The organism is Stenotrophomonas sp. Bg11-02 (assembly GCF_002836635.1).
In the GTDB taxonomy this organism is placed as follows: Bacteria; Pseudomonadota; Gammaproteobacteria; order Xanthomonadales; family Xanthomonadaceae; genus Stenotrophomonas; species Stenotrophomonas lacuserhaii.
The window spans coordinates 53855-69464 of the sequence record NZ_PJAY01000061.1; the positions used below are offsets into that span (position 1 = coordinate 53855).

General features: G+C 60.9%; 13 protein-coding genes. 9 read left to right on the forward strand and 4 right to left on the reverse strand.

Going from position 1 to position 15610, the window contains the following annotated elements:
• Positions 1–27: 27 nt before the first annotated feature.
• Entirely contained in the window at positions 28–1155 is a 1128-nt protein-coding gene (locus CXG43_RS12090; RefSeq protein WP_042613770.1) for a PilT/PilU family type 4a pilus ATPase, read from the reverse strand.
• 125 nt (positions 1156–1280) lie between these two features.
• On the opposite strand from CXG43_RS12090, the gene CXG43_RS12095 reads away from it, so the two are divergent.
• From CXG43_RS12095 to CXG43_RS12135, 9 genes are all read left to right on the forward strand, one after another.
• A complete protein-coding gene (locus CXG43_RS12095; protein ID WP_101100164.1) occupies positions 1281–1649 on the forward strand; it encodes a DUF4398 domain-containing protein in 369 nt (122 codons plus the stop codon).
• A complete protein-coding gene (locus tag CXG43_RS12100; RefSeq protein ID WP_101100165.1) occupies positions 1649–2533 on the forward strand; it encodes a hypothetical protein in 885 nt (294 codons plus the stop codon). The genes CXG43_RS12095 and CXG43_RS12100 overlap by 1 nt, the downstream gene beginning before the upstream one ends.
• Before the next feature lie 325 nt (positions 2534–2858).
• Entirely contained in the window at positions 2859–3098 is a 240-nt protein-coding gene (locus CXG43_RS12105) for a YdcH family protein (RefSeq protein WP_101100166.1), read from the forward strand.
• A 285-nt stretch (positions 3099–3383) separates the two neighbouring features.
• Positions 3384–4754, forward strand: a complete 1371-nt coding sequence (locus CXG43_RS12110; protein WP_101100167.1) for a pyridoxal-phosphate dependent enzyme — start codon at positions 3384–3386, stop codon at positions 4752–4754.
• 126 nt (positions 4755–4880) lie between these two features.
• Positions 4881–6062, forward strand: a complete 1182-nt coding sequence (locus CXG43_RS12115) for a cystathionine gamma-synthase (protein WP_101100168.1) — start codon at positions 4881–4883, stop codon at positions 6060–6062.
• Positions 6063–6139: 77 nt separating this feature from the next.
• Positions 6140–6970, forward strand: coding sequence for an ABC transporter permease (locus tag CXG43_RS12120; protein WP_223181788.1), 831 nt, complete (start codon positions 6140–6142; stop codon positions 6968–6970).
• Positions 6960–8279, forward strand: coding sequence for an ABC transporter ATP-binding protein (locus tag CXG43_RS12125; RefSeq protein ID WP_101100169.1), 1320 nt, complete (start codon positions 6960–6962; stop codon positions 8277–8279). Before CXG43_RS12120 ends, CXG43_RS12125 begins: the two co-directional genes overlap by 11 nt.
• A gap of 5 nt (positions 8280–8284) precedes the next feature.
• Positions 8285–10420 (forward strand): glycosyltransferase, encoded by a 2136-nt coding sequence (locus CXG43_RS12130; protein WP_232767781.1) that lies wholly within the window; start codon positions 8285–8287, stop codon positions 10418–10420.
• Between the two features lie 8 nt (positions 10421–10428).
• Positions 10429–12366 carry a hypothetical protein gene (locus tag CXG43_RS12135; RefSeq protein WP_101100171.1) on the forward strand — a complete coding sequence of 646 codons (1938 nt, stop codon included), beginning with the start codon at positions 10429–10431 and terminating at the stop codon, positions 12364–12366.
• 19 nt (positions 12367–12385) lie between these two features.
• Here CXG43_RS12135 and CXG43_RS12140 read toward each other — a convergent pair whose 3' ends face one another.
• From CXG43_RS12140 to galE, 3 genes are read right to left on the reverse strand one after another with little or no spacing between them, the layout of a single operon-like run.
• Positions 12386–13798 (reverse strand): glycosyltransferase family 4 protein, encoded by a 1413-nt coding sequence (locus tag CXG43_RS12140; protein WP_101100172.1) that lies wholly within the window; start codon positions 13796–13798, stop codon positions 12386–12388.
• A gap of 47 nt (positions 13799–13845) precedes the next feature.
• Positions 13846–14568: a glycosyltransferase gene (locus CXG43_RS12145; protein WP_101100173.1), complete on the reverse strand. Its 723-nt coding sequence runs from the start codon at positions 14566–14568 to the stop codon at positions 13846–13848.
• A gap of 20 nt (positions 14569–14588) precedes the next feature.
• The gene (gene galE, locus CXG43_RS12150) at positions 14589–15599 is read right to left on the reverse strand and encodes a UDP-glucose 4-epimerase GalE (RefSeq protein WP_101100174.1); all 1011 of its coding nucleotides are present in this window, start codon (positions 15597–15599) and stop codon (positions 14589–14591) included.
• Positions 15600–15610: the final 11 nt, after the last annotated feature.

Genomic DNA, 15610 nt, shown 5'->3' on the forward strand with positions numbered 1-15610 from the left:
CGACTTAATCCCCTCCGTCCCCTTTTTTCAGAAGCCGTGCGAGATGGTCGGCTGGCCGGCGGAGAAGTCCGCGTAGGGATCGTGCTCGCCGCTGCTGCCTTCGGACAGGCGGAACTTCAGCGCCAGGCCGTCGCGTGAATCGGCTGCGCGCAGCGCCTCTTCGATGTCGACGATGCCGTCCTTGACCATCCGGAACAGGCACTGGTCGAAGCTTTCCATGCCTTCTTCCAGCGAGGCTTCCATCGCCGCCTTGATCTCGTGCACTTGGCCGCGGCGCAGCAGGTCGCGGATCATCGGGGTGTTGATCAGCACTTCGGTCGCCGGCAGGCGGCGGCCGTCGTGGCCCTTCACCAGGCGCTGGCTGATGACCCCGCGCAGGTTCAACGACAGGTTCATCAGCACGTTGCGATGCGCGCTTTCCGGGAAGAAGTTGAGTATGCGTTCGATCGTCTGGTCGGCGTTGTTGGAGTGCAGGGTGGCCAGGCACAGGTGCCCGGTTTCGGCGAAGGCGATGGCCGCCTCCATCGTTTCCGCATCCAGGATTTCGCCGATCAGGATCACGTCCGGCGCTTCACGCATCGCGTTCTTCAGTGCGTTGTGGAAGGCGTGGGTGTCCAGGCCGACCTCGCGCTGGTTGACGATCGACATCTTGTGCTTGTGCAGGTATTCGATCGGGTCCTCGATGGTGAGGATGTGCCCGGTCGTGGTGCTGTTGCGGTGGTCGATCATCGACGCCAGCGAGGTCGATTTGCCCGAGCCGGTGGACCCCACCACCAGCACCAGGCCACGCGGGGTCATGATGACGTCCTTCAGCACCTGCGGCAGGTTCAGCTCTTCGATGCTGGGGATCCGGCTGCGGATGGCGCGGATCACCATGCCGACTTCGCCGCGCTGCTTGAACACGTTCACGCGGAAGCGCCCGGTGTCGGCCAGGGCGATCGCCATGTTGAGCTCCAGGTCGCGTTCGAACTGGGGCACCTGGCCTTCGTCCATCAGCGAATAGGCGATTTTCTTGACCATCCCCGGCGGCAGGCCGGTGTTGCCCAGCGGGTAGAGCTTGCCTTCAATCTTGATGTACACCGGCGCGCCGGTCGTCAAAAACATGTCCGAAGCGTTCTTTTCGGTCATCAGCTTCAGGAAGTAGCCGATATCCATCGCGTTTTTCCCCAAAAACGAGTCGCCGACGGCTCAAGTTGCAAGCATGGCGTCGGCATGACGACAATGGCCGTGCACAACAACCGGCACGGCCTCCCCAAATGAATCGACGTAGCTTCGCACAAATGCGCCATGGCCTGTATGTGATGGCGTTGGCATTCGCACTCTCCGCCCCCGCCACGGCTTTCGCCCAGGACGGTGCGCTTGAGTTGTCCCAGGCCCGCCAGGCGGTGGACCGGGCCACCCAGGCAGACGCCGACCAGTACGCGCCGGACCTGATCGGCATGGCCCGGCAAGGGCTGCAGCAGGCCCAGCGCGCCGCCGACGACCGCCGCGAGCGCAAGAACGCGCCAGCCATGGCCCTGCGCGCTGCCGCCGACGCCGACCTGGCCCGCGCACGCAGCGAGGAAGCCACCGCGACCTCGCAGCTGCAGCTGCGCCGCAATGAAGTCAACCAGCTGCAGCGCCAGCTCGAAACCGGGGAAAACCGCTGATGCGTGCACGTTCGATCTATCTCGCCGCCGGTCTTCTGGCCCTGCCGCTGCTGGCCGTCGCCGCCGATGACCCGCTGGTGATGCAGCTCAACCAACGCCTCATGGCGATCTCGGCCAACCCGGACACGGCCAACCTGGGCGCCTTTGAACGGATGCACGCACAGCAGGCGATCAGCACCTTCAGCAACGCCAAGCGCCGCGACCAGGAGCTGACCCGCTACCTGGCCGAGCGCCGGGTGGAGATCGCCGAGACCGCCGTGCGTGCCGCCCTGGCCCAGCGTGAAGTGGACCAGCTGGAGCGCACCCGCAGCGATCTGCTGATCGAGGCCAGCCGTCGCGAGGCGGCGCGCGCGCGCCAGGAGGCCGAGCGCCTTCGCGTGCAGGCACAGATCCAGGCTGAAGAGTCCGAGCGCCTGCGCATGGCTGCCGAAAGCGAAGCGCTGGCCCGCCAGGACGCGGAGAACGCGCTGACCAGCGTAGCCGGCAAGCAGCAGCAGCGTCTCAGCGCAGCCCAGCAGAATGCCGCCAAGCTGGCCCGCGAGGAGGCCGAACTGGTCTCCGGGCAGAAGCTGCCGGGCAGCCGGTTCGACAGCCGTGGGGAAGTGTTCACCCTCGGTGGCGATGCCTACGCCAATGGCCAGGCCGCCCTGTCCAACGCGGCAAAGAACCAGGCCAAGGCACTCGGCGAGTACCTGAACATCGGTCGCAAGGGGCGAGTGAGGATCGAGGCCTATGACAGCGCCAACGGTGTGGGCCAGCGACGTGCCGAGGCGCTGCGCGACGCACTGGTCGCGGCCGGGGTTGCCAGCAACCGGATCCAGGTCGCCGGCAAGAAGGCGGCGTCCACGCGCGCCCGTTCGGCAGAGGTGATCGTTTCACCTTAAAGTATTGTTTTCGTTAATAAATGGGCGTCCGGTCTCACTTGCCTGAACCACTCGTCGCCGCAAGAGGTTTTTTTGTCGCATGGGGCTTGTAGCCCCCCTCGGGCAAGCGTAGGGTCAATCGTCCGGGACGCATCGTGCGGACCGGACGACGGGAGGGCCGGGCCGATGCAATCTGGGCACGAACCGAAGCAGGCAATCATCCACGGGCCAGTGTGGAATGCCGGACGGAACGCCGCCCTGTGCGCCGACCGCGCCCTTCTTCTCCCGACAGACGCCCCGTGCCGCCAGGCCGGGGCGTTCGTGTTTCTGCTGAAGGAGGTACATCATGTTTGAAGATCAGTCCCAGAGCGAGATCGAGGCCCGCCGCGCGCGCGATCCGGAGTTCCGGACCCTGCATGACGAACACCGGAAGTTGAATCGCCAGTGCATGGATGCCGAGCTCGGCGTGTTCGCCGTAAGTGATGTCACCCTGGGCCGGATGAAGCGGGAAAAGCTGCTGGCCAAGCAACGTCTCCTGCGCATGCTAGAGACCGCCCCGCAATCGCAATCCTCCCCCTCGCATTGACGCATCCGCGCCCCGCCGGGCGCTCCGGCCAGTAACGGCCGTCGTGTCGGCGCGCCGTTGAGGCCGCCACCGCCCGGGCACCGCAGGCCGTGGTGCCCGGGCTGCTCCAACCCCGTTCCCTGTCGCGGGCGGCGTGGACCTCCTCGTCGGTCCATGTCGTCCGCGCCACTTGGCCCCGGCGCATTCTTCGAGCGCGTGGCCGGCCGGCAAGGCCTACCATCTTCACGCCCATACAGCGGATAATCCACTGTCCGGCCCTGCGCGGCGCGAATCGAAGTTCCCCGAATGCCCATCCATGCTTCCGTCCTCGACCTCATTGGCCAGACCCCCATCGTCAAGGCCCAGCGCCTGGATACCGGTGTCTGCGAGCTGTTCCTGAAGCTCGAAAGCGCCAACCCGGGCGGATCGATCAAGGATCGTATCGGCCTGTCGATGATCGAGGCGGCGGAAAAGCGCGGCGACCTCAAGCCCGGCGCCACGCTGGTGGAAGGCACCGCCGGCAATACCGGCCTGGGCCTGGCGCTGGTGGCCCAGCAGAAGGGCTACAAGCTGGTGCTTGTGGTTCCCGACAAGATGAGCCGGGAAAAAATCTTCAACCTCAAGGCGATGGGCGCCGAAGTGCGGCTGACCCGTTCGGACGTGGCCAAGGGCCATCCGGAGTACTACCAGGACCTGGCCAAGACCATCGCCGACCAGATCCCCGGCGCCTATTTCATCAACCAGTTCGGCAACCCGGACAATCCGGCAGCGCACGAGTTTGGTACCGGCCCGGAAATCCTCGAGCAGATGGGAGGCGAGCTGGACGCGATCGTGTTCGGCTGTGGCAGCTCGGGCACCATGACCGGCCTGTCGCGCGCGTTCTCCACCCTGTCGCCGAAGACCGAGCTGGTGCTGGCCGATCCGGTGGGCTCGATCCTGGCCGAGTACATCAACGACGGCGTGCTCAATGACAAGTCCGGCAGCTGGCTGGTGGAAGGCATCGGCGAGGACTTCCTGCCGTCGATCTCCGACTTCAGCCGGGTCAAGAAGGCCTATGCCATCACCGACGCCGAAAGCTTCCATACCGCCCGCGAACTGCTTGGCAAGGAAGGCATTTTGGGCGGCTCGTCCACCGGTACCCTGCTGGCGGCGGCGCTGAAGTACTGCAAGGAACAGACCACGCCGAAGCGGGTGCTGGTGCTGGTCTGCGACACCGGCAACAAGTATCTGTCCAAGATGTACAACGACTACTGGATGCTGGACAACGGCTTCCTGGAGCGCCCGCAGCACGGCGACCTGCGCGACCTGATCCTGCGCCCGTACGGCCAGCGCGACACCGTGGTCATCGGCCCGAACGACCTGCTGACCACCGCCTACCAGCGCATGAAGCTGTATGACGTGTCCCAGCTGCCGGTCGTTGACGGCGACACGCTGGTCGGCATCGTCGATGAAAGCGACGTGCTGCTGCATGTGTACGGCGATGAAGCGCGCTTCCGCGACACCGTGTCCACCGCGATGGTCAGCAAGCTGGACCGGCTGGACGTGAAATCGCCGATCGAAGCGCTGTTGCCGGTGTTCGACCGCGGCCAGGTGGCGATCATCATGGACGGCGATACGTTCCTGGGCCTGATCACCCGGATCGATCTGCTGAACTACCTGCGCCGTCGCGTTCAGTAAGGCGACGTTCGAAGTTTTTACACATTGAATCCGCGTTTATCAGGGTCAAAGGTCGTTAAGGCCGCGCTGATAGACTCCCGAACCTTCAACGGCGACCACCTTGGGCGCCCAGCAGGAAACCCTTATATGTCTGACTCTTCAAGGCCGGCCCACGAGCGCGCGCTTTCGCTGGCCACGCTGGCCATCCACGGCGGCCAGTCGCCCGATCCCAGCACCGGCGCGGTGATGCCGCCGATCTACGCCACGTCCACCTATGCGCAGAGCAGCCCGGGCGAGCACCAGGGCTTCGAGTATTCGCGTACCCACAACCCGACGCGCTTCGCCTACGAGCGCTGCGTGGCCTCACTGGAAGGCGGCTCGCGTGGGTTCGCGTTCGCCTCGGGCATGGCCGCCACCTCCACGGTGATGGAACTGCTGGATGCCGGCAGCCACGTGGTGGCGATGGATGACATCTACGGTGGCACTTTCCGCCTGTTCGAGCGCGTGCGTCGCCGCACCGCTGGCCTGGATTTCAGCTTCGTCGACCTGACCGACCTGGCCGCGTTTGAAGCGGCGATCACCCCGGCCACGAAGATGGTCTGGATTGAAACGCCGACCAACCCGATGCTGAAGATCGTCGACATCGCCGCGGTCGCAGCTGTCGCGAAGAAGCACGGCCTGGTGATCGTGGTCGACAACACCTTCGCCTCGCCGATGCTGCAGCGCCCGCTGGAACTCGGCGCGGACCTGGTGCTGCACTCGGCCACCAAATACCTCAATGGCCATTCGGACATGGTCGGCGGCATGGTGGTGGTCGGTGACAACGCGGAATTGGCCGAGCAGATGGCCTTCCTGCAGAACTCGATCGGTGGCGTGCAGGGCCCGTTCGACAGCTTCCTGGCGCTGCGTGGCCTGAAGACGCTGCCATTGCGCATGAAGGCGCACTGCGCCAATGCGATGGCGCTGGCGCAGTGGCTGGAAACCCAGCCTGCGGTGGAGAAGGTGATCTATCCGGGGCTGAAGAGCCATCCGCAGCATGAGCTGGCCACGCGCCAGATGCACGGCTACGGCGGCATCGTATCGATCGTGCTGAAGGGCGGGTTCGAGGCGGCGAAGGTGTTCTGCGAGCGGACGGAGCTGTTTACCCTGGCCGAGTCGCTGGGCGGGGTGGAAAGCCTGGTGAACCATCCTGCGGTGATGACGCATGCTTCCATTCCCGTTGAGCGGAGGGAGACGCTTGGGATCAGTGCGGGGCTGGTGCGGTTGAGTGTCGGGGTGGAGGAGTTGGGGGATCTTATGGTGGATCTGGAACGGGCGCTTTCGGGCTGACTGCTCTCGTTCAGTTGAAACCACGTATCTCGCCCTCCGTTTGGGAGGGGCGACGCCAGCAATTCAGGAAGTCAAGAATGTTCAATTCAAACCAAGCGATGAGCCTGGCCCCGACTACCGCGATCCGCTCAATAGTGCATTACCGCGTCTTGATTCTGGATATGATCAAGCGAGAGGTAGTCGGCCGCTATAGGGGTTCGGTCATGGGCCTTCTGTGGTCCTTCTTTACGCCCGTCTTGATGCTGGTCGTCTACACCTTTGTCTTCAGCGTCGTGTTCCAGGCCCGTTGGACAGGTGGTTCGGGCTCCAAGACAGAATTCGCGGTAGTTCTATTCATCGGCATGATGATCTTTGGTTTGTTTGCGGAGTGCATGAACCGTGCACCCTCACTCATCCTGTCCAACGCGAACTATGTAAAAAAGGTGATTTTTCCATTGGAGATCCTTCCAGTGGTAGCGCTCGGTGCCGCGCTGTTCCATTTCGCAGTCAGTATGCTGGTATGGCTGCTTTTCTACGGTGTCCTGTTTGGTGTCCCGTCGATGCAGGCCCTCTGGCTGCCGGTCGTGCTTCTGCCGTTGGCGTTGATGTGTTTGGGCATCTCCTGGTTACTTGCTTCGCTCGGCGTGTATCTTCGCGATGTGGGACAGGTCATCGCCGTCGTCACCACCGCCATGATGTTCATGTCACCTGTCTTCTTCCCGGTGGCTGCGATGCCCGAGGCGTTCCGACCATACCTCTACCTGAGCCCGCTGACCTATTTCATTGAGCAGTCAAGAGACCTGCTCATATGGCATGGCAGCATGCATTGGATGACATGGTTCCAGATGCTTGGACTGTCACTGGCGATGGTTGTCTTGGGCTTTGCTTGGTTCCAGAAGACCAGAAAGGGTTTCGCAGATGTCATCTGAGAACGCCATTGAAGTAAGTAACCTGAGCAAGTGCTATCAGATCTACGACACGCCTCGTGATCGTCTGATGCAGATGTTGTTTGGTGGTGGAAACAAGCGTTTCTACCGTGAATTCTGGTCGTTGCGTGAGATTTCCTTCAGCATTCCGAAGGGAAAGGTATACGGGATTCTCGGCAAGAACGGCGCCGGAAAATCGACGCTGCTGCAGATCATCTGTGGCACGTTGGCGGCGACGACAGGTGAGGCGAGGGTGGCTGGACGTGTTTCGGCGCTGCTTGAGCTGGGCTCGGGATTCAATCCCGAATTCACTGGTATAGAAAACATCTACATGAACGCCCAGTTGCTGGGTCTCACCCGCGCCGAAGTGGACGGAAAGCTTGATCAGATCATCGCCTTCGCCGACATCGGCGATCATGTGCATCAGCCAGTCAAGACCTACTCAAGCGGCATGTTCGCGCGACTGGCGTTCTCTGTCGCCATCCATGTGGACCCGGACATCCTTATTGTCGATGAGACGCTCAGCGTCGGCGATGCATGGTTTCAGCATAAAAGCATGGCGCGCATGCGCAAGCTCATGGAGAGTGGCTGCACCGTGCTGTTTGTCAGCCACTCGATTGATGCGGTCCGAGCTCTGTGCGATTACGCGATCTGGATCGATGGCGGTACCCTGAAAATGCAGGGAAATGTCACCGAGGTGACCAATGCCTACATGAATGATGTATTCGTCGAACATAACAGGCTTATTCTTGAAGCAAACGACGTACCCATCCACGATGAGCTCGACAACGTAGCGGTGGCAGGCCCAACGCAGGTTGTTGCAAACGTTCAGGAAGAAGCAACGCCGATCGATGCGGAAATGCCTTCCGACGGTGCCGTTCTGCATGTGCAGGCGGTGCAAGTACTCAACGCTGATGGCAAACCGGTTGATCGAATCGAACAGCGGGACGAGCTCTCGTTGGCCATTGACGTCAAGTTCCACAAGGCATTGAAAAACGCCAGCATTGGTTTCCTCATCAAGGATCAGTTCGGTCAGGAATTGACGGGGGAAAGCATTTTCAACAGCTTCCGCAAGGGCGTGGAAGTGCATGCGGGTCAATTGTTGCGTGTCAGATTCAGGGGGGCGAATCTGCTGAGAGGGGGGCAATCCTACTCGGTTGCGATTCGTATCAATCAGGTCAGCCGATGGGACCGCAGCGACAATGTCGTCATCTATGCCGACGAATTGGCGGCGGTCTTCGATGTGTTGACAGACAACGACGAACCCATGTGGTTCAAATTCAGAATGCCCTTCAAGGTAGAATGCCAGTGAGCCGTATGGAAGTGAGCGTGGTGTTGAACCTGCATCGGGAGTCATTACTCCTGACGCCTACCCTTTTGTCGCTTGAAGCGTGCGCGCACGAAGCCAGGAAAGCGGGGATTTCGGTCGAACTGATAGCGGTTTTTGACCGGACAGACGGCGCCACCCGGGAGGCGTTCAACGCGCAGCGTCTCGAGGGATTTTCCCGTATCGAGACGGTTGAAGTGAATGTGGGCTCACTTGGGTTGGCGCGAAACGCAGGCATCGAGCGAGCCACGGGTGAGTACATCTGGACCTCGGATTCCGATGACCTGGTTTCATCCAACGCCATCGTCGCCTTGCTGGAGACCGCCCGCAACAACCCAAATCCGGACGTGGTCGTTTTCATTGAATATCTCTGTGCCTTCGGCGACCGGTACCACAACGTCCGATACTTCGACTCGAAATATCTCACTGCAGGGGATTTCGCCCTTCATCACCCCTACATTTCCCGTATTTTCGTGCGGCGGGCCGCGTTCGACCAGTGCGGCTACGACGATTTGAGGGTGGCGTCAGGGTTCGCCTATGAGGATTGGCATCTCAATTGCAATCTTCGTGCCCGCGGTTACGATATGGTGGTCGCGCCCGACACGGTCATCTTTTATCGGCAGCGTAACGGCAGTCTGCTCCGGCAGGCGGATGCCGCGTCATCACGCCTCATCCCGCACGGCCCGTTGTTTGATCGCAAGGTGTTTCTTGCCGACGTCCAGCGTTCGCGTTCCCAGGGCGGAGATTGGGCGAAACTTGTGCGGGAGCGGCAGGAGATCGCCTCGGCGGACAATACCGCACTGTTTACTTCCTCATCAAAGCTGATGGGCTATCTGCGCGACGCCGTTGAACTGGAGCCCGAGATCGAACCGTACCGGGTCGAGTCGGCGGGAAGCTATAGCCCCATGCCGTGGAGCCCGGCACATTGGGGAATGCAGCTGGAAAATCTCTACCGGATGATCGGGGGGGAGACCTTCACCGATATCGTGCTGTTGCCTTGGCTGCGTCCAGGCGGTGGCGAAAAATACATCATGCAGGTGCTGGACAGGATTGCCGAGCAGGCGCCTGATTCGCGTCTGCTGGTCGTTGCGGGGGAATCCGCGCCGCGGCACGAATGGGTGTCACGTCTCCCGGCCGGGAGCGTATTCCTCGATATCTGCAATGCGTTCCCGGCCCTGAACGAGGTCGAGCGGGATGCCATGACCATCCGAGCCTTGCTGGCGGTGTCTTCCGACGGCGCGCGTCTGCACCTGAAATCTTCTGGGTTTGCGCATCGGCTGCTGGACTCGTTCGGCCCGGTAATGGGTGCCAGTTTCCGGATTGTTTATTATCGTTTCTGTGATGGCACGTACAGCTGGCAGGGCAAGATCAGGCGTGGTCCCTGGGGCATGAGCGTGATGCGCAAGCATTTGCCCGGGTTCTGGAAAGTCGTGACCGATTGCAACGCCGTTCTGGACGATGATCAACGCTTTCTCGGCCCGCTTCCCAGCTACGAGGTGGTCTATGCGAAATGTGACGTACCGCGCGTGGTAGACGCAGGGCGGGCGGTACAGAAGCGGCTGCTGTGGGCATCGCGCGTGGATGTGCAGAAGCGGCCTGAGCGTCTACTGCAGATCGCCACAGCATTGAAGACCGCCGGCGTCAATGTCGAGATCGACGCGTTTGGCTCGGCCGACGCGGGCGTTGATGTGAAGGCGATCTTTGGTTCGGGCACCGGCCTGGTTGGCGCTAAGGTGAACTATCGTGGCGGTTTCTCGTCCGTGTCGGATTTGCCTATCGAAAAATATGACGCATTCATCTACACCAGCGACTTTGATGGACTTCCGAACGTGCTGCTCGAGATGTTGGGCGCTGGACTGCCTGCGATAGCGCCGGACATTGGCGGTATCCGTGAGGTGGTGATTGACGGCGTGACCGGAAAACTGGTGAACAGCGTTGATGAGGCCTCTCTGATAGCCGCGTATGTCGATGCTGTGAAAGAAATCTACGGCGATTGGGAGGCTACGCTGCAACTGGGGCTTCGGGCGCGCGAACTGATCGCTGCGCAGCACGGCGCGGATGTTTTTGCAGAAAGGGTTGCCGGGGCCCTCGATCTCGGCTGGCTGGACTCCCGTAAGGTTTCTTGATGTCGACAATGCTCTTCTACGCTGACGCGGAAAGTATCGAAGTTCTGCGATCCGGTCGCCCCAAGGCGGTGCTGCTCGGCAGCGACTTTGGCTATGGCAATTTCGGCGACGTGTTACAGCACGTCGGTGCGGTTTCGCACTTGCAGCAGACGTCGGCGCTGGATCTGGTTTCGATCTTCGCCCTTGAGGCCATCTCCAGATTCGTTGGAGTCGATGCGCTCAGGCGGGTTTACAAGGTCGATGCGTTGATGTTCGTCGCGACCGAGCCCCTGAACGACGAGGATCTGGCGCGCTTGGGGCTTCACCAGGTGCTGGTGGTCAACGCCGTTTCTCTGGTCCATCTGTATGGCGGGGGATTCCTCAACGAGATGTGGGGCGATTTCTCTCTCAGCATTGCCGAGGAACTCCTCCGCCAGCTCCCTGGGACTACTTACGTTATTTCGGGGCAACAGGTCGCTGCCGGCTATTCAAAACGAGTAGCCGAGCATGTCGCGACCTACAGGCCGCGTCTCGTAGGTGTGCGCGACCGCGACTCCCTGCGCAACGTTCAGGAGCAGGGCGTGTCTGCTGAGTTCTCCTTTGACGATGCCGTGGAGCAGTTGCAATCGCTCTCTAGGCTGTATCAGTTTCGCCGGGGGGAGGGGGCTTTCCTTCACCTCAACTCCTCCGGCTACACGGGTAATGACACCGCATTGCTGGAGATGACGCATCATCTCTCATTGGTATCCGCCCGTATGGGCGGCTCGCAGCTGCCTGTCCTGTTCCAGGCGTTCCAGGATGGTCGCGAACAGGTGATCGACTCTTTGGAAACGGTCAAGCGGCTTGAACGGGCATTTCCATTTGCCGGCGTCCAAGCTGCGCTGCTCGTGGAGGCCATTCTGGCTCCGCCGGGAACGCGGGAGCCGCGCGTGCTGGTAGGTCAGTTCGGCTACTCCTGTTCCTACCACGTCACCATGTGGTTGCAGCTCAACGGCATTCCTTGCTGGTTGCGTGGCAGCAACAATTATTATGACCAGAAGCGCCGGTCGTTGGGAGTGGAAAATAGCTTCGAGTCCTTCCTGGAGACACTTCCGCTGGTTGAGCATGGAGCCAATCTGGAAGCGCGAAGCCGGTGGCTCGGCAAGCTTGATGCCGTAGTCGACAGCGCGGATCGCCAGGGAGGAGTGTTGATGTGGGAAGCGATCGCTCCCGGACGGCGCCAATTCCATTTCAAGGGAGAGCCCCGCCTGGAGACGCTGCTGGGTGACAGTTGGCAAACGGTCACCCAGTTGCAGGAGGAAAAGGGTCAGCTACTGGAAAAGCATGCTGCGGATTCAGCCGACAGCCTGCTCAAGGAAGAGCAGCGACAGGAACTGGAGGCCAAGCTTACACAGATGCATGCGACGCTGAGGGCTGTGGAACAGGGTCGAGATGAGCTCTCGCTTCAGTTGCAGTCTGCCAGCGAACGTTGCGAGACCATGGATGCGGCGCTTCAAGCGGCCAATGCCGCTGCCGCCGACGCCAGCGCCCGCCTGGAACGTCTGTTTGACACATCGCTGCCCGCCGGCGAACGATTTGGCCACTTGGACCAGGTCCGGCGATATGTGCTCGAGCAACAGAGGATGACTGAGGATCGTCTTCTGGCGTGCAACGAGCAGCTCACCGCGGTCGGCTTCGAGGCTCGCCGCTACCGTCTGCAGGCCGAAGCGGAGCATGACGCGAGCGTGTATCACAGGGCAAGAGACGAGGCCAGCACCAAGCTCCTTCAGGAGATCATGGCCAGTCGTTCCTGGCGGTGGGCACGGCCGCTGCGGGTGGCTAACCGCTTCGCAAGAACCCGTCGTTTTGACGCCTCCGGGAACGTCGGGCTTTTCGAAGCGGCGCGTCTGGTAGGGAATCGCCTGCCAATTGCTTCCTCACTCAGGACGCGTATTGGCGGATGGCTTAGACAGCTGCGCAGGAGCTGAGCTACTGCGGCAGCCGCTGTCACATGTCCGCGTAGCCCTCTATCCGACGCATGCCATTGGCAAATGATTGCCAAGTGAACAGGGCGACGCGCTCGTCCTGCTCACGCAAGCGCTGTTGCCGACTAACGCTGTTGGCCTGCAGCCCCTCGAGAGCCTGTACATAGTCCGCAGCGTCGGCATTCGCGGCGAGCAACCACCGCGCAGGCACCAGGTCGCGGATTCCACCCACATCTGGCGCCACAATAGGAAGGCCAGCTTGCGCGGCTTCCAGCAGCACGTTTGGCAGACCATCCCAGGCGCTGGTGTAAACGTAAGCTAGATGCTCCGCAGAAACGATGTCACGGAAGCTGTCAAACGGCCCGTGCAACGTGACATTGTTCAAGCGGCGCAGTTCCTTGTGCACCTGATCGTCGGCGGCCAGGGCAGTTCCGTGGACGTCCCAGTGCAGGTGCTTCATGCGGGATGCAAGCTGCAGCAGCAACTCCGGTCTTTTCTGGCGTTCGAGACGACTGGCCCACAATACACGGTTGCCTGCTGCATCCGCACGTGCCGCACGTGCCGCGCGTGTCATGTGTGGCGCAGGGAAATGAACGACCTTGAAAAGATCGTGGTTGATTCCCAACATGTTGCTCCAGCTCTCTGGAGAAGCGCTGTTGTCTGTGATCACGGCATCCAGCAGGTGAGACGTAGTGGGGAGATGCCGCTGTGCGAGTCCATCCACCCGGCCGTCGACTGTAAATTCATCGCAATACAGTGAAGCGAAGACGCGGGTCTGTTGCCGTAAAGCCAAACCAAACTGCTCAAGCATTCTCCAGGCTGTATGCGAATTGATGATATGGATGCGGTCCGGCGCAAGTTGTAGCACGAGCCTGGCGAGCACGATTTCCGGCTCCCGCGTTGGCCCACTAAGCGCGGCCATTTCCTCGCCTGCATCGATGAACGCGACATCCCTGGGGAGGCGACCAGCCCAAGGCGAGTCTCCAGGTTCGGTGGCAATGACCAAGGTGCGTTGCCCCAGGTCACCATGGCAAAGGTTTGCGTGATGCAGCGCCCCCAGATCGGCGCCACCGCGCTTGAGCCACGGCACGAACAGGATCGTGTCAAAGCGACGATTTCCCACCTCGTCCAGGATGCGCTGATACGCCGCGCCGGCGTCCACCCAGTGCGTGGGCGCGTAGCGGGCTACCGGAGCTGATTGGAGGAATGCGCCAGGTGACAGCAGCGTGTCCACTTCCACGGCGAGGCCCCGCATATCATCAACCGCCCATGCAGGAAGTGTGCGCATCGGTTTTGCCGGTTGGCGCAGGTTCCTGCGCGCCAGAAGGCGGTCTACTGACAGTGACCCGCCTGCAGACGGGCAGACACGCCTGATCATCGCAAGTATGAGGGAAAGGAGTCGGCGCTGCGTGCTTTCCTGAAGCTTGGACAGCATCAGGCGATCCACTAGATGGTAGATGCGGCGAATGAAGGCTCTGGAAGTCACGGGCGAGGCGCGAACAAGCGAGTTGGTGGGATGAGTGCACGGTTACCCGCATGGGCGTTGTTCAATGACCCCGACTCCTTCTTGCGCACGTAATGAGCGGTCTTTTCCGCTATAAGGTGGGGGTGGCCCAACGCCAGCGTTTGGCAGTTCCAGTGCCAGTCTTCAAAGCCGAATCCAGACTCTCCTGGACGTGCCAGTACGTACGGTGTTTCCAGATAGATGTCCTTGGCACCAAAACTGCATGAATTCCAAGGATTAGTGACCAGCATGCAGTTGGCGTCGAACTCTGCGGCATTGCTGCCGGTCTGCCACCAGATTCCGGTCTCTGCGCCGAATGTCACGATCAATTCGGGGTGCAGGATAACGTGCTCGTCGCCGGCCGCAGTGTCCCAGCAACGGGTGATGAAGCCCGCAGATAGGTAATCATCACCATCGCAGATCAGGATCCATGTTCCCCTCGCTGACAGGATTGCAGCATTCCTGGAAAGTCCGAGATCGCCGCAGTGCACCTCTAGCAACTGGTCGATCAGTCCTGTGTCGCGGTGCATAGCAACAATGCGCGACGTCTCACTGTCGGCATTGTCAAGCGTAGCGACTACCTCCACTGCAATGCCTCGCCGCTCCGCAGCAAGTATGCATCGGCGAAGTGACAAAAGACTCTTGTGGGCCAATAGCCCTTCGCGGTGGAAAGTGATGACTGCTGAGATCTGGGGCAGCATTGGTGATGTCTGGATCCAGGTCAGGTGAGGGTCGCGCCGGAGTGGACTTGCCAGCGCCAGGCATCCACGCACATCTGGTTAAGGTCATGCATGGCGCGCCATCCCAGCACTTCTCGCGCGAGTGTCGGATCTGCGAAGCAGCTGGCTGCATCACCGGGCCTGCGATCAACAATGCGCACCGGGACGCTGCGACCACTGGCGCGCTCGAACGCGGCAACCACCTCCAGAACACTGTACCCGTTGCCAGTACCCAGATTCACCGTCATGCTCTGACCATTCCCGACGATGTGATCGAGTGCCAGAACGTGGGCGACAGCCAGGTCCACGACGTGGATGTAGTCCCGAACTCCGGTTCCATCCGGCGTATTGTAGTCATTACCGAATACCTGAAGATACTCGCGTTGTCCGCTGGCAACTTGGGAGACATAAGGCATCAGGTTGTTGGGCGTGCCATTGGGCGATTCGCCGATCAATCCAGATGGGTGTGCTCCCACTGGATTGAAGTAGCGAAGTGAGGCCACGTGGAAGTGCGGGTCTGCAGCGACTTTGTCAGACAGCAACTGCTCGCAGACAAGTTTGGTGCGTCCGTAGGGATTGGTGGTGCGGGTCGGGGCGGACTCGGAAATGGGGCAGTGGTCAGGATCGCCGTATACCGTCGCCGACGAGCTGAAAACGAAATGGCGTACGCCAACCTCCTCCATGGCCTGCAGGAGGGTGATCGTTCCGGAAATATTATTGTCGAAATAATCGAGCGGGCGTCGCCACGACTCACCAACGGACTTCAGCGCCGCGAAGTGAATGACTGCATCAATCGAGTGCGACCTCAGGACTGTCTTCATCGCCTCGCCATCGCGGACATCGCAACGCGTGAACGCGACTTTCTTCCCTGAGATGGATTGAATGGCGTCAAGCACGTCAACCTGGCTATTGCTTAGGTTATCGCTGATCACGACATCGTGGCCGCTTGCCAGTAGTTCAATACAGGTATGTGAGCCGATGAAGCCGGATCCTCCGGTTACCAGAACTTTCATATGTAGACGTG

Bases quoted from the DNA above. Each gene is read 5' to 3' on its own strand.
- CXG43_RS12090 (WP_042613770.1), bottom strand. From the start codon at position 1,155: ATGGATATCGGCTACTTCCTGAAGCTGATGACCGAAAAGAACGCTTCG.
- CXG43_RS12095 (WP_101100164.1), top strand. From the start codon at position 1,281: ATGCGCCATGGCCTGTATGTGATGGCGTTGGCATTCGCACTCTCCGCC.
- CXG43_RS12100 (WP_101100165.1), top strand. From the start codon at position 1,649: ATGCGTGCACGTTCGATCTATCTCGCCGCCGGTCTTCTGGCCCTGCCG.
- CXG43_RS12105 (WP_101100166.1), top strand. From the start codon at position 2,859: ATGTTTGAAGATCAGTCCCAGAGCGAGATCGAGGCCCGCCGCGCGCGC.
- CXG43_RS12110 (WP_101100167.1), top strand. From the start codon at position 3,384: ATGCCCATCCATGCTTCCGTCCTCGACCTCATTGGCCAGACCCCCATC.
- CXG43_RS12115 (WP_101100168.1), top strand. From the start codon at position 4,881: ATGTCTGACTCTTCAAGGCCGGCCCACGAGCGCGCGCTTTCGCTGGCC.
- CXG43_RS12120 (WP_223181788.1), top strand. From the start codon at position 6,140: ATGTTCAATTCAAACCAAGCGATGAGCCTGGCCCCGACTACCGCGATC.
- CXG43_RS12125 (WP_101100169.1), top strand. From the start codon at position 6,960: ATGTCATCTGAGAACGCCATTGAAGTAAGTAACCTGAGCAAGTGCTAT.
- CXG43_RS12130 (WP_232767781.1), top strand. From the start codon at position 8,285: ATGGAAGTGAGCGTGGTGTTGAACCTGCATCGGGAGTCATTACTCCTG.
- CXG43_RS12135 (WP_101100171.1), top strand. From the start codon at position 10,429: ATGCTCTTCTACGCTGACGCGGAAAGTATCGAAGTTCTGCGATCCGGT.
- CXG43_RS12140 (WP_101100172.1), bottom strand. From the start codon at position 13,798: ATGCTGTCCAAGCTTCAGGAAAGCACGCAGCGCCGACTCCTTTCCCTC.
- CXG43_RS12145 (WP_101100173.1), bottom strand. From the start codon at position 14,568: ATGCTGCCCCAGATCTCAGCAGTCATCACTTTCCACCGCGAAGGGCTA.
- galE (WP_101100174.1), bottom strand. From the start codon at position 15,599: ATGAAAGTTCTGGTAACCGGAGGATCCGGCTTCATCGGCTCACATACC.